At 74.7% G+C, this 21,071-nt stretch carries 20 protein-coding genes; 9 read left to right on the forward strand and 11 right to left on the reverse strand.

Going from position 1 to position 21,071, the window contains the following annotated elements; all coding sequences use genetic code 11:
- Positions 1–8: 8 nt before the first annotated feature.
- Positions 9–1,250: a GNAT family N-acetyltransferase gene (locus tag IN07_RS17915; protein ID WP_036338208.1), complete on the forward strand. Its 1,242-nt coding sequence runs from the start codon at positions 9–11 to the stop codon at positions 1,248–1,250.
- Between the two features lie 62 nt (positions 1,251–1,312).
- Here the strand turns inward: IN07_RS17915 and IN07_RS17920 are convergent, their stop codons facing one another.
- Together IN07_RS17920 and IN07_RS17925 are read right to left on the reverse strand one after the other, a co-directional pair.
- A complete protein-coding gene (locus IN07_RS17920; RefSeq protein ID WP_036338285.1) occupies positions 1,313–1,903 on the reverse strand; it encodes a hypothetical protein in 591 nt (196 codons plus the stop codon).
- Between the two features lie 10 nt (positions 1,904–1,913).
- A complete protein-coding gene (locus IN07_RS17925; RefSeq protein WP_036338211.1) occupies positions 1,914–2,399 on the reverse strand; it encodes a ribose-5-phosphate isomerase in 486 nt (161 codons plus the stop codon).
- Positions 2,400–2,437: 38 nt separating this feature from the next.
- Here IN07_RS17925 and IN07_RS17930 point away from each other — a divergent pair, with 38 nt between their 5' ends.
- Complete coding sequence (locus tag IN07_RS17930; RefSeq protein WP_052091449.1) at positions 2,438–3,112, forward strand: DUF429 domain-containing protein; 675 nt, start codon at positions 2,438–2,440, stop codon at positions 3,110–3,112.
- The gene (locus IN07_RS17935; protein WP_036338215.1) at positions 3,109–3,870 is read left to right on the forward strand and encodes an MBL fold metallo-hydrolase; all 762 of its coding nucleotides are present in this window, start codon (positions 3,109–3,111) and stop codon (positions 3,868–3,870) included. Before IN07_RS17930 ends, IN07_RS17935 begins: the two co-directional genes overlap by 4 nt.
- Before the next feature lie 19 nt (positions 3,871–3,889).
- Here the strand turns inward: IN07_RS17935 and IN07_RS17940 are convergent, their stop codons facing one another.
- The 3 genes from IN07_RS17940 to IN07_RS17950 form a co-directional block, all read right to left on the reverse strand.
- On the reverse strand, positions 3,890–4,657 hold the full coding sequence (locus tag IN07_RS17940; RefSeq protein ID WP_036338287.1) for an SDR family oxidoreductase: 768 nt from the start codon (positions 4,655–4,657) through the stop codon (positions 3,890–3,892).
- Positions 4,658–4,699: 42 nt separating this feature from the next.
- Positions 4,700–5,320: a hypothetical protein gene (locus IN07_RS17945; RefSeq protein ID WP_036338218.1), complete on the reverse strand. Its 621-nt coding sequence runs from the start codon at positions 5,318–5,320 to the stop codon at positions 4,700–4,702.
- A gap of 160 nt (positions 5,321–5,480) precedes the next feature.
- Complete coding sequence (locus tag IN07_RS17950; RefSeq protein ID WP_036338221.1) at positions 5,481–6,146, reverse strand: mycothiol-dependent nitroreductase Rv2466c family protein; 666 nt, start codon at positions 6,144–6,146, stop codon at positions 5,481–5,483.
- A gap of 156 nt (positions 6,147–6,302) precedes the next feature.
- Here IN07_RS17950 and pepN point away from each other — a divergent pair, with 156 nt between their 5' ends.
- A complete protein-coding gene (pepN, locus tag IN07_RS17955) occupies positions 6,303–8,858 on the forward strand; it encodes an aminopeptidase N (RefSeq protein WP_036338223.1) in 2,556 nt (851 codons plus the stop codon).
- Positions 8,859–8,968: 110 nt separating this feature from the next.
- Here pepN and IN07_RS17960 read toward each other — a convergent pair whose 3' ends face one another.
- From IN07_RS17960 to IN07_RS17970, 3 genes are all read right to left on the reverse strand, one after another.
- Complete coding sequence (locus IN07_RS17960) at positions 8,969–9,439, reverse strand: DUF5130 family protein (RefSeq protein WP_036338225.1); 471 nt, start codon at positions 9,437–9,439, stop codon at positions 8,969–8,971.
- A gap of 70 nt (positions 9,440–9,509) precedes the next feature.
- Positions 9,510–9,842, reverse strand: coding sequence for an aa3-type cytochrome oxidase subunit CtaJ (gene ctaJ / locus IN07_RS25895; RefSeq protein ID WP_052091450.1), 333 nt, complete (start codon positions 9,840–9,842; stop codon positions 9,510–9,512).
- 46 nt (positions 9,843–9,888) lie between these two features.
- On the reverse strand, positions 9,889–11,325 hold the full coding sequence (locus IN07_RS17970; protein WP_036338291.1) for an amidase: 1,437 nt from the start codon (positions 11,323–11,325) through the stop codon (positions 9,889–9,891).
- 36 nt (positions 11,326–11,361) lie between these two features.
- On the opposite strand from IN07_RS17970, the gene kynU reads away from it, so the two are divergent.
- A complete protein-coding gene (gene kynU, locus IN07_RS17975; protein WP_036338228.1) occupies positions 11,362–12,627 on the forward strand; it encodes a kynureninase in 1,266 nt (421 codons plus the stop codon).
- Positions 12,628–12,679: 52 nt separating this feature from the next.
- On the opposite strand, the gene IN07_RS17980 is transcribed toward kynU, so the two are convergent.
- Together IN07_RS17980 and IN07_RS17985 are read right to left on the reverse strand one after the other, a co-directional pair.
- Complete coding sequence (locus IN07_RS17980; protein ID WP_036338230.1) at positions 12,680–13,537, reverse strand: SCO6745 family protein; 858 nt, start codon at positions 13,535–13,537, stop codon at positions 12,680–12,682.
- On the reverse strand, positions 13,534–14,145 hold the full coding sequence (locus tag IN07_RS17985) for an HNH endonuclease (RefSeq protein WP_231558452.1): 612 nt from the start codon (positions 14,143–14,145) through the stop codon (positions 13,534–13,536). The genes IN07_RS17980 and IN07_RS17985 overlap by 4 nt, the downstream gene beginning before the upstream one ends.
- Before the next feature lie 135 nt (positions 14,146–14,280).
- Here IN07_RS17985 and IN07_RS17990 point away from each other — a divergent pair, with 135 nt between their 5' ends.
- Positions 14,281–16,359, forward strand: a complete 2,079-nt coding sequence (locus IN07_RS17990) for a prolyl oligopeptidase family serine peptidase (RefSeq protein ID WP_036338234.1) — start codon at positions 14,281–14,283, stop codon at positions 16,357–16,359.
- Positions 16,360–16,387: 28 nt separating this feature from the next.
- Here the strand turns inward: IN07_RS17990 and IN07_RS17995 are convergent, their stop codons facing one another.
- Positions 16,388–17,380 (reverse strand): ABC transporter substrate-binding protein, encoded by a 993-nt coding sequence (locus IN07_RS17995; RefSeq protein WP_156119264.1) that lies wholly within the window; start codon positions 17,378–17,380, stop codon positions 16,388–16,390.
- 202 nt (positions 17,381–17,582) lie between these two features.
- Here IN07_RS17995 and IN07_RS18000 point away from each other — a divergent pair, with 202 nt between their 5' ends.
- The 3 genes from IN07_RS18000 to IN07_RS18010 all read left to right on the forward strand — a co-directional run bounded on the left by IN07_RS18000 (position 17,583) and on the right by IN07_RS18010 (position 21,019).
- Complete coding sequence (locus IN07_RS18000; RefSeq protein ID WP_231558453.1) at positions 17,583–18,986, forward strand: MFS transporter; 1,404 nt, start codon at positions 17,583–17,585, stop codon at positions 18,984–18,986.
- On the forward strand, positions 18,983–19,381 hold the full coding sequence (locus tag IN07_RS18005; protein WP_052091451.1) for a globin: 399 nt from the start codon (positions 18,983–18,985) through the stop codon (positions 19,379–19,381). The genes IN07_RS18000 and IN07_RS18005 overlap by 4 nt, the downstream gene beginning before the upstream one ends.
- Before the next feature lie 126 nt (positions 19,382–19,507).
- Positions 19,508–21,019, forward strand: a complete 1,512-nt coding sequence (locus tag IN07_RS18010; protein ID WP_231558454.1) for a glycoside hydrolase family 13 protein — start codon at positions 19,508–19,510, stop codon at positions 21,017–21,019.
- The last annotated feature ends 52 nt before the right edge of the window (positions 21,020–21,071 follow it).

Raw genomic sequence — 21,071 nt, forward strand, 5'->3', positions numbered from 1 at the left:
CACGCCCCGTGACCGACATCGCCGACCAGCTCCGCCCGATCACCGCCGAGGAGTGGCCGCGCTTCGTCCGCGGCATGCGCACGACCTTCGGCCACGACCACGCCGGCCCCTACATGGACTCCCCGGCCCCGACGGCCGAGCTGGACCGCTCGCTCGCCCTGTTCGACGGCGAGCGGGTGGCCGCCACCGCCGGCATCTACAGCCTGGAGATGACCGTGCCGGGGGCGGTGGTGCCGACGGCCGGCGTCACCTGGGTCACCGTCTCCCCCACCCACCGGCGACGTGGGGTGCTGACGGCTGTCATGCGACGACAGCTGCGCGAGGTGCACGCGGCCGGTCGCGAGCCGGTGGCGGCGCTGTGGGCCGCCGAGTGGCCGATCTACGGCCGGTTCGGGTACGCCCCGGTCGCCTCGCGGGGCGGCTGGAACGGGCTGACCGAGCGGCTGCACCTGCGGCCGGACGTCGACTGCGGCACCGGCACCGTGCGGCTGGTCGAGGTCGAGGAGTTCCGCCCGGCGGCCGCGGCACTGCACCAGCAGGTGCGCCGGTTCGTGCCGGGGAACATGGCCCGCGACGACCGGTGGTGGGAGCGGCGGCTGCACGACTCCGCCGAGCTCGCCGCCGGCGGTCCGCCCCGCCAGCTGGCGCTGCACGCCGAGGCCGACGGGACGGTCACCGGGTTCGCCAGCTACCGGGTGCGGGCCGCCTGGACCGACACCAGCGAGCCCGACGGCACGCTGACCGTCGAGGAGGTCCGGGCCAGCAGCCCGACCGCGTACGCCGCGCTGTGGCGCTTCCTGCTCGCGCACGACCTGATGCGCACGATCGAGTACCCGCAGGGACCCGCCGACGATGCGCTGCCGCACCTGCTGGTCGACGGCCGGGCCTGGCACGCCCGCCCGGTCGACACGCTCTGGGTGCGGCTGGTCGACGTGGGCGCCGCGCTGTCCGCCCGCCGGTACCCGGCGCCGCTGGACATGGTGTTCGAGGTGCGCGATCGGTTCTGTGACTGGAACGACGGGCGCTGGCACGTCTGGGGGCATCCGGCCGGTGCTCACAGTGACCGCACCGACCGTGACCCGGACTTGGTCCTGGACGTCGAAGCGCTCGCCGCGGCCTACCTGGGCGGCGTCTCGCTCGCCTCGCTGCAGGCCGCCGGCCGGGTGACCGAGGTCAGCCCGGGTGCGGTGACCCAGGCGTCGACGGCGTTCCGCTGGCCGGTCGCACCCTGGTGTCCCGACTCCTTCTGACGGCCCCGCTGCAGGGGTCCCGCCGCGAGCTCGCGAGTGGTGGGGCAGCGGGGTCCTTCTCCTCACCTGGGCTGGGTGCCGTCCCACTCCGACAGGGGTGCGCAGTGCCAGCGCCAGGAGGTGACCGGCTCCCGGCCGGGCAGCTCGCCGCGGCCGGTGGCCCAGAGCAGGGCCGCCCACGGATCGGCGTCGGCCGGGGCCCACGGGAAGAGCCGTGCCCGCGTCGCCTCGGCCAGCCGGGACGGCGGGGTCCAGTCCAGCTCGCGGTCCGCCGCGACGTCACCGGTGTGCAGCAGCAGCTCCGCGCAGCCCATCCCGGCGAAGCCCGAGGCGTCGGCCAGGCCCCAGTCGTGGACGCCGCGCTCGGCCGGGCCGGCGGTGTCGACCACCCGGGCCAGCACCTCGGTCGCCGCACCCAGCTGCTGGCAGGTCTCGGCGAGATCGGCATCGGGTCGGCGGACCACGTCGAAGGCGCTCACCTCCACCGGCCCGGCGACCAGGTCCTGGGCGTACCAGGTCAGGCAGGAGGTGATGTGCGCGGCGACGCCGACGACGTCGGTGCCCAGCGTCGGCACCGCCGCCGCACCGTCGGGCACCCGGGCGAACAGCTGCTGGACTGCGGCGCCCGCGGCTCGCAGGTCGTCCCCGGTCACCGGGTACGGCTCACGGGGTCCGGGTGGGCAGCCCGCCGGCCGGGCGGTGCCGGTCACGCTCGTAGTCGGCCAGCAGGGCGATCCGGCGGGCATGCCGCTCCTCGCCGCTGAACGGCTCACGCAGGTAGGTCAGCACCAGCGCGGTCGCCTCCTCCATGCTGTGCTGGCGGTTGCCCACGGCGGCGACGTTGGCGTCGTTGTGCTGGCGGGCCAGCTGGGCGGTGCTCTCGTTCCAGATCAGCGCCGCGCGGACCCCGGGCACCTTGTTCGCGGCGATCTGCTCGCCGTTGCCCGAGCCCCCGATGACGATGCCGAGGCTGCCGGGCTCGGTGACGACCCGCTCCCCCACCTCGAAGCAGAACGGCGGGTAGTCGTCCTGCGGGTCGTAGTCGAAGGCCCCGCAGTCGACCGGCTCGAAGCCCTCGTCGGCGAGCACCTCCATCAGGTGGGACTTCAGTTCGAGGCCGGCGTGGTCCGTGCCGAGGAAGACGCGCATGTGCCGATCTTCTCACCGACTCCTGGCAGGCTGGCCCGGTGGCGGTGCTCGGAGTGGACGGCTGGCGCGGGAAGTGGGTCGGTGCGCTGCTCGACGGGCGCACGGTGGGGCTGCAGGTGCTCGACGACGCGGCGGCGGTGCTGGCGGTGCGCGACGTCGAGGTGGTCGCCATCGACATGCCGATCGGGCTCTCCGAGGACGGCGTCCGGGCCTGCGACGTCGCCGCTCGCGACCTCCTGCGGCGCACCGGCGCAGGGAGTTCGGTCTTCCCCGCCCCGGTCCGCGCCGTCCTCGCCGCTGCTGACTACACCCAGGCCCGGGAGCTGAGCCGGTCCGCAGCGAACGGGCGGGCGCCGTCCGCGCAGACCTTCATGCTCGTGGCGGCGATCAAGGACCTGGACGACGTCCTCGGTGACCCGCCGACCGACCGGGTGGTGGAGGTGCACCCCGAGCTGGCGTTCCGGCTCGGGCTCGGCGGGGTCATCGACCGCAAGGGCACCGCCCGCGGCACGGTGCAGCGACTGCAGGCCCTGCGCGCCGTCATGGAGGTGGAGGAGGCGCTGGCCGGGGCTCCCGCCGGCGTCCCGCTCGTCGATGCGCTGGACGCCTGCGCGGCTGCCTGGTCGGCCCAGCGGCTGGCCGCCGGCACCGCCGAGCGGGTGGGCGACGGGACGACGGACTCCCGCGGCCGGCCGATGCGGATCTGCTGGTGACCGCCGGCTGGCGGGAGATCGGCGACCGGGTGTTCGTCCGCCGACACCGCGAGCTCGACCTCAACTGCGGGCTGGTCGTCGGCGACGGCGCCTGCCTGGTCATCGACACCCGCTCCCACCTCGGGGAGGGCCGGGCCCTGGCCGAGGCGGTCCGGACCGTCACCCCGCACCCCTGGACCGTCGTCAACACCCACGCCCACTACGACCACTGCTTCGGCAACGCGGCGTTCCGGCCGGCCGACGTCTGGGGGCACCGCCGCTGCGCCGAGGAGCTCGAGGCGACGGGTGAGCACCAGCGCGCCTCGGTGGTCACCGGTCTCCGGGAGGACGGCGACCCCGCCGCCGAACTGGTCGCCACCGCACCGATCGACCCGCCCGACCGCCTGGTCGACGACCTCGCCCGGCTGGACGTGGGTGGCCGCACCGTGACGCTGCGGCACCTCGGGCGCGGGCACACGGGCGCGGACCTGGTGGTCACCGTGGACGACGTCCTCTTCGCCGGGGACCTGGTCGAGGACGGATCGCCACCGGCGATGGAGGACGCCTACGCCCTGGAGTGGGCCGACACGGTGACCGCGGTGCTCGGCCTGGTCCGCGGCCCCGTCGTCCCCGGGCACGGCGGGGTGGTGGACGCCGCGTTCGTCGCGGCCCAGCGCGACGAGCTGGTGCAGCTGGCCCGATGGCTCGCCGACCCGGCGACGCCGGCGCCGTTCGACGAACGCACCTGCGCGACGGCCCGGACCCGGGTCCCACGCTGAGCGTGCCGGGGCAGCCGACTCAGGCGAGCTTGCGGACGACCGGCAGCGGCAGCACGCGCAGCAGGCCGGCGATCGGGCGCCACGGCCACTCGGGGACGTAGGCGCGCACCGGCTCCCGCTCGATCGCCGCGGTCAGCGCGGTGACGCCGGTCTGCAGGTCGACGGTGAACGGGCCGCGACGGCCGGTGTTGATGTCGGTCTCGATGAAGCCGGGGTGGATGGTGCTGACCCGGATGCCGCGGGTGCGCCGGCTCCCCAGCAGGTCGGCGCGGATCCCCTCGGCGAGCACGGCGTCCGCGGCCTTGGACGTGGCGTACGCCGTCCGGGTGCCGCCCATGCCTCGCACCCCGGCGACCGAGGAGATGACCACCAGGTGCCCGCTCCCCTGGGCGCGGAACAGCTCGACGGCGGCCTCGCAGCAGGCGTGCGTCCCCAGCACGTTGGTGACCAGCACCTGCCGGTTCGGCCGCGCCTTGCCCGTGCCCACCGGGGCGCCCTTGCCCAGGCCCGCGTTGGCGATGAACCGGTCGATGCCGCCCAGTTCGCCGGCCAGCCGCGGCACGATCTCGGCGACGGCCTCGGGGTCGTCGACGTCCAGCTCGCCGACCACCACCCGGATGCCCGGGTGCCGGGTCAGCAGCTCCGCGCGGAGCTCCGAGAGCCGGTCCAGCCGCCGCGCCACCAGGACCAGGTCCCGGCCGCGGTCTGCGAACTCCCGGGCCATGCCCTGACCGAGACCGGCGCTCGCGCCGGTGATGAAGATCCGCTGACGAAGGGGGTGCGGCATCGGGTCATCCTGCCGCACCCACCCGCACCTCGTGCCTCGATCTCAGCCCTTGGCGTTCGCCTTGGCCTTCGCCTTCGCCACGACCTTGGTCAACGCCTTGGCCTTGGCCTCGGCGTCCTCCTTGGTCGACCCCTTGGCCTTGGCCAACGCCTTCGCCTTGGCCAGGACGAACGCCTTGGCCTTGGCCTTGGCGTCGTCCTCGTCACCCTTCTCCGGGCCGGCCGGCTGGGACGGCGGGGTGGGTGCGGTCTCGGCCACCGTCACGGTGACCGGCGGGTAGAACTGGACCCGGTAGAGGTGGTCGCAGACCCCCTCGATCGTGTACTCCCCCTGGGCCGTCCCAGGCGGCAACGACTCCTCGAAGGTGACGCTGCCGTCAGGGAGGGTGGCGTCGGCGTACTGGACGGACACGTCGGTGATCTCGTACCAGATGAAGGGTGTCGATCCGTCCGCGTCGGGGAGCGATCCGACCGGGTCGGGGGTGCACCCGGTGAAGGTCACGGTGAACGGCTGCCCCGGGACGACGGTCGTGTCGGAGAGGACGGGGGTCGGCAGCGGTGCCGGTGCGGCCAGGGCCGCCGGAGCAGCGACCAGGGTGGCTGCACCGGTGACCAGGCCGGCCATGGTGACGGCGGCGACGCGGCGCGTGGACAGGGCAGACATGGGGGTCTCCGCAGCTGTTCGGCGGCCCGGTCGGCCCGGCCCGGCTGCGGCATGTCTAGTGGCTCAGCTGAGGCTCGTCCAGCGGGGACGCGACGATCCCGTGGACGACGACGGCCGCCTCCCCGTGCGGTGAGGCGGCCGTTCGTGCAACGGGTGGGCGTCAGCGGGTGCCGGTCAGCTCCAGGGCGTCGGCGGGCACCGAGGACATGTCCGGCCCGGAGAGGCGGGTGCGCTTGAGCTCCCAGAAGTCGGGCAGGTTGGCCAGCAGGACGGCGCCGTCGAAGGCCTTGCCGGCCTCCTCGCCGGTCGGGACCTTGCTGATCACCGGACCGAAGAAGGCCACGCCGTCGATGTGCATGACGGGGGTGCCGACGTCGTCGCCGACCGGGTCCATCCCCTCGTGGTGGCTCTTCTCCAGCGCCTCGTCGTACTCGGTCGAGCCGGCGGCCTCGGCCAGCTCGGCGGGCAGGCCCACGCGCTCCAGCGCCGGGGCGATGATCTCCTCGATCTCGACCCCGTCGTGGTGCCGCAGCGTGCCCATCGCGGTGTAGAGGTCGCCCAGCACGGCGTCGCCGTGCTGCTGGGCGGCAGCGACCGCGACCCGCACCGGGCCGATCGCCTTGGCCATCATCTCCTGGTAGTCCGGCGACAGGTCACGGCCGCGGTTGAGCACCGACAGCGACATCACGTGCCAGTGCAGGTCGATGTCACGCACCTTCGCCGCCTCCAGCACCCACCGGCTGGTGAGCCACGCCCACGGGCACAGCGGGTCGAACCAGAAGTCGACGCGGGCCTTCACGGGAGAGCTCTGCACTGCCTCGGTCATGGTGCTCCTCAGTCTGTCGTCGGTGCTCCGGGCGGTCGGTCGAACGACACCCGGTCGTCTGGGCCGACCAAGTCGGGCCGTCCCCGGCTTGTTCCCCGCTCCCCTCGGGACCACACGGGGAGGAGACCGTCGTCCCCGCATGGGAAGCTCCGGGGCGTGGCAGTTCCCAACCTGACTCGTGACGACGCCGCGGCCCGCGCCGCGCTGCTGGCCGTCTCCAGCTACGACCTCTCCCTGGACGTGACCGACGGCCAGGGCCATCCCGGCGAGGAGACGTTCCGCTCGGTCACCACCATCCACTTCGAGGCCCGCTCCCCCGGCGCCGACACCTTCGTCGACCTGGTGGCCGACCGGGTGCGCTCGGCGACGCTCAACGGCGTCGAGCTCGACGTCAGCGGCTACACCGAGGAGGGCGGCCTGGCCCTCCCCGGGCTGGCCGCCACCAACGAGCTGGTCGTCGACGCCGACGGCCGGTACTCCCGCACCGGCGAGGGCCTGCACCGGTTCGTCGACCCGGAGGACGAGCAGGTCTACCTCTACACGCACTTCGAGCCGGCCGAGGCCAAGCGGATGTTCGCCTGCTTCGACCAGCCCGACCTCAAGGCGACGTTCACCGTGCACGTCACCGCCCCGTTCGACTGGCAGGTCGTCAGCAACACCGGTGACCGCACGATCGAGGCCGGCGAGGCCGGTTCGCAGCTGGTGCACTTCACCCCGACCAAGCGCATCTCCACCTACCTGGTGGCCCTGGTCGCCGGCCCGTACGCCCGGGTCACCGACCTGCACGACGGCATCCCGCTGGGCATCTACTGCCGGGCGTCGCTGGCCCAGCACCTCGACCCCGACGAGATCTTCGCCGTCACCAAGGCCGGGTTCGACTTCTACCACCGGGTCTTCGACTACCCGTACCCGTTCGACAAGTACGACCAGCTCTTCGTCCCCGAGTTCAACGCCGGGGCGATGGAGAACGCCGGGTGCGTGACGTTCCTGGAGGACTACGTCTTCCGGTCCAAGACCAGCCGGGCCCGCTACGAGCGGCGTGCCGAGACGATCCTGCACGAGCTGGCGCACATGTGGTTCGGCGACCTGGTGACCATGCGCTGGTGGGACGACCTGTGGCTCAACGAGTCCTTCGCCACCTACATCTCCACGCTGTGCCAGGCCGAGGCCACCGAGTACACGACCGCGTGGACGACGTTCGCCAACACCGAGAAGTCCTGGGCCTACGCGCAGGACCAGCTGCCCTCCACCCACCCGATCGCGGCCGACATGGTCGACGTCGCTGCGGTGGAGGTGAACTTCGACGGGATCACCTACGCGAAGGGCGCCTCGGTGCTCAAGCAGCTGGTGGCCTACGTCGGGCAGGACGACTTCCTCGCCGGGGTCCGCCGGTATTTTCGCAAGCACGAGTACGGCAACACCACCCTCGACGACCTGCTCAGCGAGCTCTCCGAGGCGTCCGGCCGCGACCTGTCGGACTGGTCGGCCCAGTGGCTGCAGACCAGCCAGGTCAACACCCTGCGCCCGGCGTACGAGCTCGACGCCGACGGCCGGTACGCCTCCTTCGCGATCGAGCAGACCGCCGTCTCCGAGCACCCCGTGCTGCGCCGGCACCGGCTGGCGGTCGGCCTCTACAGCTCCGGCCCCGACGGGCTGACCCGGTCGCACCGCGTGGAGCTGGACGTCGACGGGGCGCGCACCGAGGTGGCCGAGCTGGTCGGCCACCCGGCCGCGGACCTGGTGCTGGTCAACGACGACGACCTCACCTACGCCAAGCTGCGCCTCGACGAGCGGTCGCTGGCCACGCTGCGCAGCCAGATCGGTGCCATCCCGGAGTCGCTGCCGCGGGCGCTGTGCTGGTCAGCGGCCTGGGACATGACCCGCGACGGTGAGCTGGCGGCCCGTGACTGGGTGCAGCTCGTGCTCGCCGGCGTCGACGCGGAGACCGAGATCAGCGTCGTCCAGTCGCTGCTCGCCCGGGTGCAGTCGGCGCTGGCCTCCTACGCCGACCCGGCCTGGGCACCGACCGGCTGGACGATGCTGGCCGACAAGGCGCTGGCCGCCCTGCACAGCGCGGCCCCCGGCAGCGACGCCCAGCTGCAGTGGTCGCGCACCCTGGCGGCCGCGGCCCGCGGGGACGAGCACGTGGCGGCGCTGCGGGGGCTGCTCGACGGGTCCCTCGCCGTCGAGGGCCTCACCGTCGACACCGACGCCCGCTGGGCGTTCCTGCACGGCCTGGTCGCCGTGGGTGCGGCCGGCGATCCGGAGATCGACGCGGAGGCCGAGCGGGACGCCACCGCGACCGGCGCCCGCCGGGCCGCGACCGCTCGGGCGCTCCGGCCGACGCCGGAGTCGAAGGCGGGGACCTGGGAGCGGGCGTTCACCGACGAGTCGATCGCCAACGCCGTGCACGAGGCGATGGTGGCCGGCTTCTGGCACCCGGCCCAGCAGGAGCTCACCGCCTCCTACGTGGACCGGTACTTCGCCGACATCCGCGGGCTGTGGGAGCGGCGTCCGGGCGAGATCGCCAAGAACGCCGTGGAGTACCTGTTCCCGAAGGTCGTCGAGGAGCGGACGCTCGCCGCGGCCGACGCCTGGCTGGCCGATCAGGACGCCCCCGCGCCGCTGCGCCGGCTGGTGAGCGAGGGCCGGGACGGCATCGCCCGGGCCCTGTGGGCCCGCAAGCGGGACGCCGCAGCCGGCCAGGGATGACCCGCTGAACGCCAGCGGCCCAGGACTCGATGAGTCCTGGGCCGCTGGCATCCGGCCCCGTCCAGGGCCCGCCCCGAGCCTGCGAGGGGTGGGGAGGACGGGGTCCTTCGTCAGTCGGCCTTGCGGCGCGCGGGGTGACCGGCGGCGTCGGACAGCTGCCGGAGGCCGTTGATGATCGCCCCGACCAGGTCGCCGGCGCCCAGCCGGCTGGTCATCGACAGCACGGCGAGGGCACACGCCCGGTCGGGCAGCCGGCGGGCGGCCGCGGTGCCCGTGACGATCTCCAGCACCCGCTGCCCCGGCGAGAGTGCGACCAGGACGCTGTTGGAGGTGTCACCGCCGGAGCGGGAGTGCAGGTCCTCCGCCGTGGCCCGGGTGTCGGAGCCCAGCTCGCCCACGTAGAGGGTGAACCGCAGCCCGGTCTCCCGGGAGGACATGGTCAGCGCCTCGTCGAGCCGGGCGAGGTCGCGGTAGCTGAACGGCCCCGAGCCGGGCTCCATCACGGAGCTGTTCCCGGTCTCCCGCGTCGCGCTGGGACCGTGCTGGTCGGCGGCGGGCTGCCGGGTGAGCTGCTGGGTCATCTGGGGTGTGCCTCCGGACTGCGACGCGGACTGCGACGGGACGTGGGACGAGGCGGTGCTCACCGGCGGATCACCAGGTCCCGCGGGCGCCGCCGGCGGCGGTGCGCCGGACGGTGTCGGGGTCGGCCACGTGCGGGTGCTGGCCGATGGCCAGCGCCGAGGCGGTGGCGCCCAGTCGCGGAGCGGCGTGGCCGGCCCCGGGTGCGTCCTCGGCGTGGCCACCGACCACGCCGGGGACGTCGGGGTGCGGCTCGTACCAGAGCGGCGCGTGGTCCCAGGACTGCCCGGGGCGGTACTTGGTGCGGTCCTTGCTGCGGCCGGGGAACAACGTCACCGCAGCGAACAGCAGCACGATCACCAGCGGGACGACGCCGTAGATGAGCACGGTCTCGAGCACGGACATGGTGGCAATCTACCGGGACGACCGAGCGCCGGCCCGGCAGGACGGGTCACCAGAGCGCGGGGTGTCGGTGCCCCCACGGCCGCGCCTCCTCCAGCTGCGCGGACAGCGAGATCAGCGTCGCCTCGTCGGCCGGGCGGCCCACCAGCATGGTCCCGATGGGCAGCCCGCCCGCCGTCCACCACAGCGGCACGCTGACCGCCGGCTGACCGGTGACGTTGTAGACCGCCGGGAAGGCCGCGTAGCGCTTCTGCCGCTGGAAGTCCGCCGCACCGTCGCCGTCCCCGTCGAACCAGCCGACCGGTCGCGGGGGCAGCGTGCAGATCGGGGCCAGCAGCACGTCGTAGCGGCTGGTCGCCTGGACGAACCGGCGGGCGAAGACCCGCAGCGTGAACATCGCCTGCATCGCGTCCTGCGCGCTGAGCGCCAGGCCGCGGTCCCGGAGGAAGCGGGTGAGCGGCCGCAGCCGGTCCAGCTGCGAAGGCGGCACGGGCAGCGTCGTGGCCGACAGCGCCCAGACCACCTCGAACGCCGGGAACACCTCCGGGGTGAGCGGGGCGGCCGGCAGGTCCTCCACCTCGTGGCCCAGCTCGGACAGCAGCGTGGAGGCGTCCTCGAACGCCGCCCGCACCTCGGGGTCCAGGTCGGCGCCGGGCATGCCGGAGTCCAGGTAGCGGCCGATCCGCAGCCGGCCCGGCGGGCGGTCGGCATAGCCGAGGAAGGTCTCCCCGGCCGGCGGCGGCGGCGCCCAGTACGGGTCACCGGGCACCGGCCCGGCCATCGCGTCGAGCATCGCGGCGGCGTCCCGCACGGTGCGGGCCAGGGGCCCCTGCACGCCCAGGCCGGTGGTATCGCTGCCCAGCGGGGCGTTGCTCACCCGGCCGCGGGTGGGCTTGATTCCGAACAGCCCGTTGATCCCGGCCGGGATGCGGATCGAGCCGCCGCCGTCGGACCCGTGGGCGAAGGGCAGCAGCCCGGCGGCCACGGCGGCAGCCGCACCACCGCTGGAACCACCGGCCAGCAGCGAGGGGTCCCACGGGCAGCGGGCCGGGCCGGCGAGGTCGTTGTCGGTGTAGCAGGGGAAGCCGAACTCGGGGGTGTTGGTCTTGCCCAGGCTGATCGTGCCGGCGGCGGCCAGCGCGGTGACCACGGCGTCGTCGACGGCCGGCACGAAGTCGGACAGCACGGCCGAGCCGAAGGTGGTGCGCACCCCGGCGGTGTTGGCCAGGTCCTTGATCGCGGTCGGGACGCCGTGCAGGGGCGGCAGGTCCCCGCCGTCCAGCACCGCCCGGTCGGCCGCCGCCGCTGCGGCGCGCGCCCGGTCGGGGGTGACGGTCAGGAAGGCCCCGACGGCGCTGTCCAGCGCCTCGATGCGGGCGAGAGAGTGTTCGACCAGCTCGGTGGGGCTCACCTCCTTCGCGCGGACCGCGGCTGCCTGCTCGAGGGCGGTGAGGTCGTGCAGTCGTGTGCCGGGCGAGGAGGTCACCACCCGGACGCTAGCCGCGACGGGCAGGATCTCCTCGTGGACCTCTCCCGCGCCGCCGCCGAAGCCGCCGACGCCACCGACCCGCTGGCCGGGTTCCGGGCGCGCTTCACCGGCACGGACGACGACGGCCCCGACCGGCTGCTCTACCTGGACGGCAACTCCCTCGGCCGGCTGCCCCGGGAGACCCCCGCCGCGGTGGCCCGGGCCGTGGAGCAGGAGTGGGGGCAGGGGCTCGTCGGCTCCTGGCGCGACTGGGTGCAGCAGTCCGGCCGGATCGGTGACGTCCTCGCCGAGGGCGTGCTGGGGGCGCGGCCCGGCGAGGTGCTGGTCGGCGACACGACCAGCGTCGACCTCTACAAACTCCTGGTCGCTGCGGCCGATGCCCGCCCGGGCCGGGACGTGCTGGTCTGCTGCGCCGACGACTTCCCCACCGACCGGTACATCGTGGCCGGGGTGGCCCCGGCGCGCGGGATGACGGTGCGCGAGGTCGAGGCACACATCGACACCGGCCTGGAGCTGGACGTGCTGGCCAGGGCACTGGACGAGCGGGTCGCCGTCGTCGTCCTCTCGCAGGTGGCCTACCGGTCGGGTGCGCTGGTCGACATCGCAGAGGTGACCCGACTGGCCCGCGAGGCGGGGGCACTGGTCGTGTGGGACCTCAGCCACGCCGCCGGTGCCGTGCCCGCCGACCTCACGGCGGCCGGCGCCGACCTCGCGGTCGGCTGCACGTACAAGTACCTCAACGGCGGCCCCGGGTCCCCGGCCTTCCTCTACGTGCGCCGCGAGCTGCAGGAGCAGCTGCGCCAGCCGATCTGGGGCTGGTTCGGCCAGCGCGACCAGTTCGCGATGGGGACGGCGTACGACCCGGCCGACGGCGTGGACCGGTTCGCCGTCGGCACTCCCCCGGTGCTGGCCATGGCGGCGGTGGAGGTCGGCGCCCGGCTGTCCGCGGAGGCCGGCATCGAGCGGCTGGCCGCCAAGGGCCGGGCGCTGACCGAGCTGGTGATCGCGCTGGCCGACGAGTGGCTCGGCGGGCACGGGGTCGCGGTCGCCTCACCACGGGAGCCCGCCCGGCGCGGGTCGCACGTCAGCCTCGCCCACCCGCAGGCGTGGCAGCTGACCCAGGCGCTGATCGACCGCGGCGTCGTCCCGGACTTCCGCACGCCCGACCGGCTCCGGCTGGGCCCGGCGCCGCTCTACACCCGGTTCGTCGACGTCTGGGACGCGATGGACCGGCTGCGCACCGTGCTCGGCGACCGGTCGCACGAGAGCTACCCGACCGAGCGCAGCCGGGTCACCTGAGCGAGGACGCCGCGCTCCTCGCCGGCTGACGACGAGCGCCTGGCCGGAGCCGTCAGGCCGGCTCCGGGACGCCGATCGGGTTGTGCGCCGGCCACTCCCCCGCCGCCACGACCGCCTGGCGCACCGGTGCCAGCAGCTCGGCCAGCCGGTCGCAGCCGGCCTGGCCGAGCGCCGTCCACGGGCCCTGCGCCAGCCGGTCGGTGTCGGCCTCGACCGCCGCGCGCAGCGCCACCCCGTCGGCGGTCAGCGCTCCGTCGGCCAGCAGGCCGCGCCCGGTGAGCTCCTCGGCGCAGGCCGCCCACCGCCCGGGCGACCAGCCCCGGGCCTTCTGCAGCCAGTCGGCCGACGTCGTCCCGGCCGCCGCGGTCAGCACCAGCGCGGGAAGGCCGAGCAGGTCCTGCTGCAGCAGGGCGGCCAGGTGGCCGTCCCCCCGGTGCTCGCGCAGCGTGGTCAGCGCCTGCCACAGCATGAGGTGCGGCTCGACCGGCCAGGGCACGTCGGTGTTCGCCGCCGCCAGCGGGCGGCCGAGGACGTCGACGGCCTCCGCGCCCCGGCGGGCCAGCGTCGCGGCCTCCTGCGCCTCGGGTGAGCCGAGCCAGTCGGGCAGCGCCCGGCGGGCCGCGGCGTCCACCCCGGCCAGCCGGGCGGCCAGGGCGTCGGCCGGGGGCGTCGTCGTCCACACCTCGGGCACCCGCCGGGCGACGAAGTCGGGGGCGAACGAACCGAACGTCGCCGTGACCAACGCCGGTCCGACCGGCCCGAGGGGCGCGGCGCGGCCGGCGAAGTACCCGGCCCAGAAGCCGCGCAGCCCGGCCTCCGTGTAGGCGGTGCGCGACTCGTCGGCGAAGTAGGTCAGTGCGTGGAACGGCTCGCCGATCGCCCAGAGACGCCGGGCGGGGTCGATCGTCACGCGCTCACCGAGTCGGGCATGCCGAGCCACTCCCGCCACCGCGGGTCGACCGTGCGGTGCCCGAGCAGCCGCCAGGCCGCACCGCTGGGGGCACCGGGCGGGTGCGGCAGCGACCAGCCCATCTCGGCCAGCGACCGGTCGGCCTTGGTGTGGTTGCACCGCCGGCAGGCCGCGACGACGTTGTCCCAGGTGTGCGTGCCACCGCGGCTGCGCGGCACGACGTGGTCGATGCTGGTGGCCGAGCCCCCGCAGTACACGCAGGTCTGCCCGTCCCGGGTGAACACCGCCCGGCGGGACAGCGGCACCGAGACCGGGTAGGGCACCCGCACGTACCGGGTCAGCCGCACCACGACCGGCACCGCCACGGTCACCCGTTCGGCGTGCACCTCGTCGTCGGTGACGTCGACGGCCTCGGCCTTGGCGGCCAGGACGAGCACGATCGCGCGGCGGCTGGAGACCACGCACAACGGCTCGTAGGTGGCGTTGAGCAGGAGCGTCGCACCGGTCGTGCACGCCGCCGGGGCAGGGGCGTTCGGACGGGCGAGGACGTCGCGTCGGGAGCCGGCGGGACCCGGCCCGGACGACGACCCGAGTGCGGTGATCGACACGGGACACCTCCGAGTGCCCCCGGCCACCGACGGCTTCGACAGCCCACGGGCACCTGCCATCCTGCCCTGGCGACAGCGGTCTCTGCCATCGGCCGACCCGAGCGGTGCGTCGGTGGCCGCGGCTACGGTCGGCGCGTGCGCTACCCCGACGCCCCCCGCCTGGACCTGGTCGACGACCTGCACGGTCACCCGGTCGCCGATCCCTACCGCTGGCTGGAGGACGCCGAGGACCCACGGACCGTGGCCTGGGCGGCCGCACAGGACGAGCTGGCCGCCGGCCTCCTCGCCGGCCTCCCCGGCCGTCCGGCGTTCGCCGAGCGGCTGGCCGAACTGGTGCACGCCGGTGCTGTCGGCATCCCGGTGTGGCGCAACGGCCGGGCCTTCTCCACCCGGCGTGACCCCGGCCAGGAGCACGCCGTGCTGCGGGTCACCGAGCCCGACGGCAGCGTGCGGGTGCTGGTCGACCCGACGGCGCTGGACCCGGCCGGCACCACGACGCTGGACGCCTGGTCCCCTTCGTGGGAGGGCGACCGGCTCGCCTACCAGGTCTCGGTCGGCGGCGACGAGGAGTCGCAGCTGTTCGTCCTGGACGTCGCCACCGGCGAGCTGGTCGAGGGCCCGATCGACCGCTGCCGCTACTCCCCCGTCGGCTGGCTGCCCGGCGGTCAGGAGCTGCTCTACGTGCGCCGGCTGGCCCCCGAGCTCGTCCCGGCCGGTGAGGAGCAGTTCCACCGCCGGGTGTGGCGCCACCGGGTGGGCGGCGACCCCGCCGACGACGTCCTGGTGCACGGCGAGGGCAGCGACCCCTCGACCTACTTCGGCGCCCGCACCAGCGCCGACGGCCGCTGGCTGGTCGTCTCCGCCTCGGTCGGCACCGCGCCGCGCGATGACGTCTGGCTGGCCGACCTGGCCGGGGACGGCGTCCTCCGCGAGCTGCAGGTCGGCGTGGACGCGCAGACCTCGGCCTGGGTGGCCCGCGACGGCCGGCTGTGGCTGCACACCGACCGGGACGCCCCCCGCAGCCGACTGGTGGTGGCCGACCCGGCCGACCCGGCCAGCTGGGCGCCGGCGGCCTGGCACGAGGTGGTCCCGCAGTCCGACGACGGGGTGCTCGGCGACGTCGCCCTGGTCGACGGCCCGGACGGCGACCTGCGGGTGCTCGCCGTGCACGCGGTCGACGCCACCGACCGGCTCTCGCTGTGGGCCGCCGACGGCTCCGGCCGCGTGGCCGAGGTGACCGCGCTGCGCCCGGGCAGCGTCGCCGGCGTCAGCGCACCCCCGGAGGGCGGCACGACCGCCTGGGTCGGCTTCACCGACTACGCCACGCCCCCGTCGGTGCTGCGCTGGGACGCCGCCGACCCGGCCGCGCTCACCAGCCACGAGCAGGCCCCGGTGGCCGGCGCGGTGCCCGACGTGCGGGTGGTCGAGGCCCACGCGACCTCTCCGGACGGGACGCCGGTGCACCTGTTCGTGCTCTCCGGCACCGGCATCCCCGACACCCCGCGCCCGACCGTGCTCTACGGCTACGGCGGGTTCAACGTGTCGCTCACCCCGGCCTACACCGCGCAGGCCCTGGCCTGGGTGGCCGCCGGCGGGGTGTGGGTGGTGGCGAACCTGCGCGGCGGCTCCGAGCACGGCGAGGAGTGGCACCGGGCCGGGATGCGGGAGCGCAAGCAGAACGTGTTCGACGACTTCGCCGCGGCCGCGGGCCACCTGATCGCCGAGGGCTGGACGACGCCGGCCCAGCTGGCCGTGATGGGCGGCTCGAACGGCGGGCTGCTGGTCGGCGCCATGACCACCCAGCACCCCGACCTGGTGGCCGCCGTCGTCTGCAGTGCGCCGTTGCTGGACATGGTGCGGTACGAGCTGTTCGGTCTGGGCCGCACCTGGAACGACGAGTACGGGACCGCCGCCGACCCAGTCGAACTGGGTTGGCTGCTGGGGTACTCGCCGTACCACCGGGTGGTCGAGGGCACCGACTACCCGGCGGTGCTGTTCACGACGTTCGAGTCCGACACCCGGGTCGACCCGCTGCACGCCCGCAAGCTCGCCGCGGCCCTGCAGCACGCGACGACGGCGGAGGCGCCGATCGTGCTGCGCCGGGAGCTGTCGGTGGGGCACGGCGCCCGGGCGGTCAGCCGCACGGTGAGTCTGGCCGCCGACCAGCTGGCCTTCCTGGCCGCGTACACCGGGCTGGCGCCCGCCCCGGCCTGAGGGCGGGGCGGGCAGCAGCCGGAGGCGCTCACTCCAGTTCGGCGAACACGTTCTCCAGGTCGACGCCCTCGGGGATGACCCCGTCCTCCACGCCGAGTTCGAGCAGCACCTCGACCGAGTCCCGGTCGATCTCGGTCTGGTAGGCGGGCAGCGTCAGCTCCTGCGCGATCGCCGGGTCGATGTTCGTGTAGGAGCCCAGCACCTCGCGCACCTCGGCGGGGTGCTCGGTGGCGTACTGCTGCGCCTCCGCCATCGCGTCGGCGAAGGCCTGCACGGTGTCGGCGTTCTCGGCGGCGTACTGGTCGGAGGTGAAGTAGCCGGCGACCGTGAGCGCCTCGTCGGTCTGGGTGTAGGGGGCGGCGACCACGCGCATGCCCTGGCTCACCCCGACGGTGGCGAACGGCTCGACCGCGAAGGCCGCGTCCACCGAGCCGTCGGCGACCGCGGCGACCATGTTGGGGAAGGCCAGCTCCACGAACTGGATCGACGAGGGGTCGCCGCCGTCCTGCCGGACGGTCTCCCGCACGACGGTGTCGCTGATGTTGTTGATCGAGTTGATGGCGACCCTCTTCCCGGCCAGGTCGGCCGGCTCCTGCACCTCGGAGTCGGCGGGGACGATCACCGCGGCGAAGTCCTCCTCCACGTTGCCGGTGGCCCCGGAGCCGGGGGCGACGAGGGCCAGCGGCACCCCGCGCGACTCGGCCTGCAGCAGGCTGGTGATGTTGGAGAAGCCGAACTCCGCCTCCCCAGCCAGCACCGCCGGGACGATGGCGGCGCCGCCCTGCGCCAGGAAGGGCTCCACCTCCAGGCCGTGGTCGGCGAAGATGCCGACCTCCTGGGCCAGGTAGAGCGGCGCCACGTCCACGATCGGGATGGCGCCCACGCGCACGGTGGTCAGCTCGTCCGATCCCGCGCCGGCCACGGGCTCGGCCCCGTCGTCCTCGCCGCCACAACCGGTCAGCACGAGGGCGCCGATCACCATCGAGCCCAGCACCATCGAGCTCTTCGACGTCCTGCGCACGCGTTCCTCCAGTGGATCTCGACGCCCGCCGGGCAACGCGACGGGTCGTCGTTCGGGTGGGTGGCGGCGGACGCTAGGTCGTGAGGCAGGTCACGTCAACGGGCCCTTCCGCCAAGCGGCAGCCCCCGCCGGGCGGCTGCCGGGCACCTCGGTACCGGAACGCGGGCGGCACGCCGCCCGGCTCCGCCGCCGGTGATCGACGGTGCACCACCGACCTGCCACACTCCCGCGTCATGGAACGGGCACGAGCGGTGATCGCCGCCCCCAGCGACAGGGGACGCTGCTGAGCCGCCGCCGTCCTCGGTCCGACCGCGGGACCAGCCGACCGGCCACCTACGGGCAGGTCTTCGCGGTCGGCGAGTTCCGGCCGCTCTTCGGCTCCTACCTGCTCTCCACCATCGGCGACGAGCTCGCCCGGGTCGCGCTGACCGTGCTCGTCTACCAGCGCACCGAGTCGGCACTGCTGTCGGCGATCACCTTCGGCATCAGCTACCTGCCGTGGATCCTCGGCGGCCCGGTGCTGGCCGCGCTGGCCGACCGCCTGCCACGGCACCGGGTGCTGATCACCAGCGACCTCGCCCGCGCGGTCCTGGTGGCGGCCATGGCCGTCCCCGGGCTGCCGCTGGCGCTGCTGCTGGGCCTGCTGCTGCTGGTGTCGCTGTGCTCGCCACCGTTCGAGGCGGCCCGCTCGGCGCTGATGGCCGACGTGCTGGAGGGCGACCGCTACGCCGTGGCCACCTCGCTGACCGGCGTCACGGCCCAGCTCTCCCAGCTGATCGGCTTCCTGCTCGGCGGCGCCCTGCTGCTGCACTTCTCCCCCTCGGCGGCGTTGCTGCTCAACGCCGCCACCTTCGCCGTCTCCGCCGGCTGGCTGGCCGTCGGCCTGCAGCGCCGGCCCGCACCGGGGTCCGCCGACGCCGGGGCAGAGGTCCGGTCGCTGTGGCGGGAGACCGCCAGCGGCATGCGGTTCGTCGCCGCCACGCCCCGGCTGCTGTCCATCGTCGGCGTGCTCTGGGTGGCCGCGCTGTTCGTCAACGCGCCCGAGGGCATCGCCACCCCGCTGGGCCTGCAGCTGCAGGGCACCACCGCCGCCACCGGCATCCTGCTGGCCGCCGCGCCGGCCGGCACCGCCCTCGGCGGCCTGGTCGTGGGCCGGTTCTGCCCGCCGCACGTCCGCGAGCGGCTGCTGGCCCCGCTGGTGGCGCTGTCCCTCGGCGGCGTGCTGCTGGCCGGGCTGGTGCCGGTGTGGCTGGGCACCGGCAGCGCCGCGTTCGCCGCCGTGGTGGCGCTCTTCTTCGTCGCCGGGATCGGTGGCGCCTGCTCGATCCCGCTGAACGTCGCCTTCGTGCAGGCGGTGCCCAGCGCCTTCCGCGGGCGGGCGTTCGGGGTGGCGGCCGCGGGGCTCGCCGGGGTCCAGGGGCTCGGTGTCGTGCTCGCCGGGCTCGGGGCGGAGGTCCTGGCACCGAACACGGTGGTGGCGCTGTCGGGCGGCATCGGGCTGGTCGTCGTCGTCGTCCCGCTGATCGCCCTGCGGCGCAGCCGACCCGGTGAGACCACGGCCCGCGTGAGCCCCGCGCCCGTCCCTGGAGGACCATCGCAGTCATGAGCGAGACGAGCCGGCCGCTGCCCTCGGCGGGCAGCTTCTACGACGAGATCGGTGGCGAGCAGACCTTCCGTACCCTCGTCGCGCACTTCTACGGCGCGGTCCGGGAGGACCCGATCCTGCGCCCGATGTACCCGGCCGACGACTGGGACGGCGCCGAGACGCGGCTGCGGATGTTCCTGGAGCAGTACTGGGGCGGGCCGCGCACCTACTCCGAGGAGCGCGGGCACCCCCGGCTGCGGATGCGGCACGCGCCCTTCGCCGTCGACGAGAAGGCGCGCGATGCGTGGCTGACCCACATGCGTGCCGCCGTCGACAGCCTGGACCTCACCGCCGAGCAGGACGCCACGTTGTGGGGTTACCTGGAGATGGCGGCGCACAGCATGCAGAACCGCTGACCGACCCCTGCGCCGCGGCCGCACCTGCACCGACCTCCCGAGGAGCCTCCGCTGAGCCAGCACCCGACGCCCGTCTCCCCCACGACCGCCGACTGGTGGCGGGACGCGGTCTTCTACCAGGTCTACGTGCGCAGCTTCGCCGACGCCACCGGCGACGGCGTCGGTGACCTCGAGGGCATCCGCGCGCACCTGCCCCACCTCGCCGAGCTCGGGGTCGACGCGCTGTGGATCACGCCCTTCTACCCCTCGCCGATGCACGACCACGGGTACGACGTCGCCGACCCCCGTGGCGTGGAGCCGGTCTTCGGTGACCTGGCCGGCTTCGACGCGCTGCTGGCCGACGCCCACGCGCTGGGCCTGCGGGTGACCATCGACCTGGTGCCCAACCACAGCTCCCACGACCACGAGTGGTTCGCCGAGGCGCTGGCCGCCCCGGCGGGCTCACCGGCCCGGGACCGCTACTTCTTCCGCGACGGGTCAGGCCCGGACGGCGCCCAGCCGCCGAACAACTGGCCCTCGGTGTTCGGCGGTCCGGCCTGGACCCGGGTGCCCGACGGCCAGTGGTACCTGCACCTGTTCGCCCCCGAGCAGCCCGACCTGGACTACAGCAACCCCGAGGTGGTCACCGACCTCGAGGAGACCCTGCACTTCTGGCTGGACCGCGGGGTGGACGGCTTCCGGATCGACGTGGCGCACGGGATGGCCAAGCCCGCCGGGCTGCCGGACATGGTGCCGGCCGAGGACACCGGCCTGTTCGCCGACGACGGCCCCGGCGACCTGCGGTTCGACCAGGACCACGTGCACGCGTTGCACCAGCGGGTGCGTGCGGTGCTGGACCAGTACCCCGACCGGATGGCGGTGGGCGAGGTCTGGGTGTTCGACGACGAGCGGCTGGCCCAGTACCTGCGCCCGGACGAGCTGCACCTGGCGTTCAACTTCCGGCTGCTGACCGCCGAGTGGGACGCCGAGGAGCTGCGTTCGGCGGTCGAGCACTCGCTGGCCACGGTCGCCGCCACCCCGGCGCCGGCCTGCTGGGTGCTGTCCAACCACGACCGGCCCCGGCACGTCACGCGCTACGGCGGCGGCGAGGTCGGCACCCGGCGGGCCCGGGCTGCGGCACTGCTGCAGCTGGCGCTGCCCGGCGTCGCCTACGTCTACAACGGCGACGAGCTCGGCATGCCCGACGTCGACCTGCCCGACGAGGTGCTCCAGGACCCGATCTGGGAGCGGTCGGGCCGCACCGAGCGCGGCCGGGACGGCTGCCGGGTGCCGCTCCCCTGGTCCGGCGACCAGCCGCCGTACGGGTTCTCCACCACCGCCGACACCTGGCTGCCGATGCCCGCAGGCTGGGCGCCGCTGACCGCCGCGGCCCAGACGGACGACGCCGACTCGATGCTGTCGCTGTACCGGGCGGCGCTGGCGCTGCGCCGCAGCTCCCCGGTCTTCGCCGGCGACGGCGTCGAGTGGCTGCCCGCCCCGGAGGGCTGCCTGGTGTTCCGGCGACCCGGTGGGCTGGTGTGCCTGCTCAACCTCTCCGCCGCCCCGGTCCCGCTGCCGGAGGGGCAGCTGCTCCTGGCGAGCGCACCGGTCACCGACGGGTCGGTGCCGGTCGACGCGGCGGTCTGGCTCAGCGCCTGAGAGGGTGTTGGGTAACTGATCCAGCGCGGTCGGTGAGGGCGCGATCTGTTCG

Origin of the sequence: Modestobacter caceresii (assembly GCF_000761485.1) — a bacterium.
Lineage (GTDB): Bacteria > Actinomycetota > Actinomycetes > Mycobacteriales > Geodermatophilaceae > Modestobacter > Modestobacter caceresii.

Excerpts from the sequence above, each read along its gene's own strand:
- IN07_RS17925 (WP_036338211.1), bottom strand. The coding sequence starts at position 2,399 with ATGCGCGTCTTCCTCGGCACGGACCACGCCGGCCTCGAACTGAAGTCC.
- IN07_RS17940 (WP_036338287.1), bottom strand. The coding sequence starts at position 4,657 with ATGCCGCACCCCCTTCGTCAGCGGATCTTCATCACCGGCGCGAGCGCC.
- IN07_RS17945 (WP_036338218.1), bottom strand. The coding sequence starts at position 5,320 with ATGTCTGCCCTGTCCACGCGCCGCGTCGCCGCCGTCACCATGGCCGGC.
- IN07_RS17950 (WP_036338221.1), bottom strand. The coding sequence starts at position 6,146 with ATGACCGAGGCAGTGCAGAGCTCTCCCGTGAAGGCCCGCGTCGACTTC.
- IN07_RS17960 (WP_036338225.1), bottom strand. The coding sequence starts at position 9,439 with ATGACCCAGCAGCTCACCCGGCAGCCCGCCGCCGACCAGCACGGTCCC.
- ctaJ (WP_052091450.1), bottom strand. The coding sequence starts at position 9,842 with ATGTCCGTGCTCGAGACCGTGCTCATCTACGGCGTCGTCCCGCTGGTG.
- IN07_RS18005 (WP_052091451.1), top strand. The coding sequence starts at position 18,983 with ATGAGCGAGACGAGCCGGCCGCTGCCCTCGGCGGGCAGCTTCTACGAC.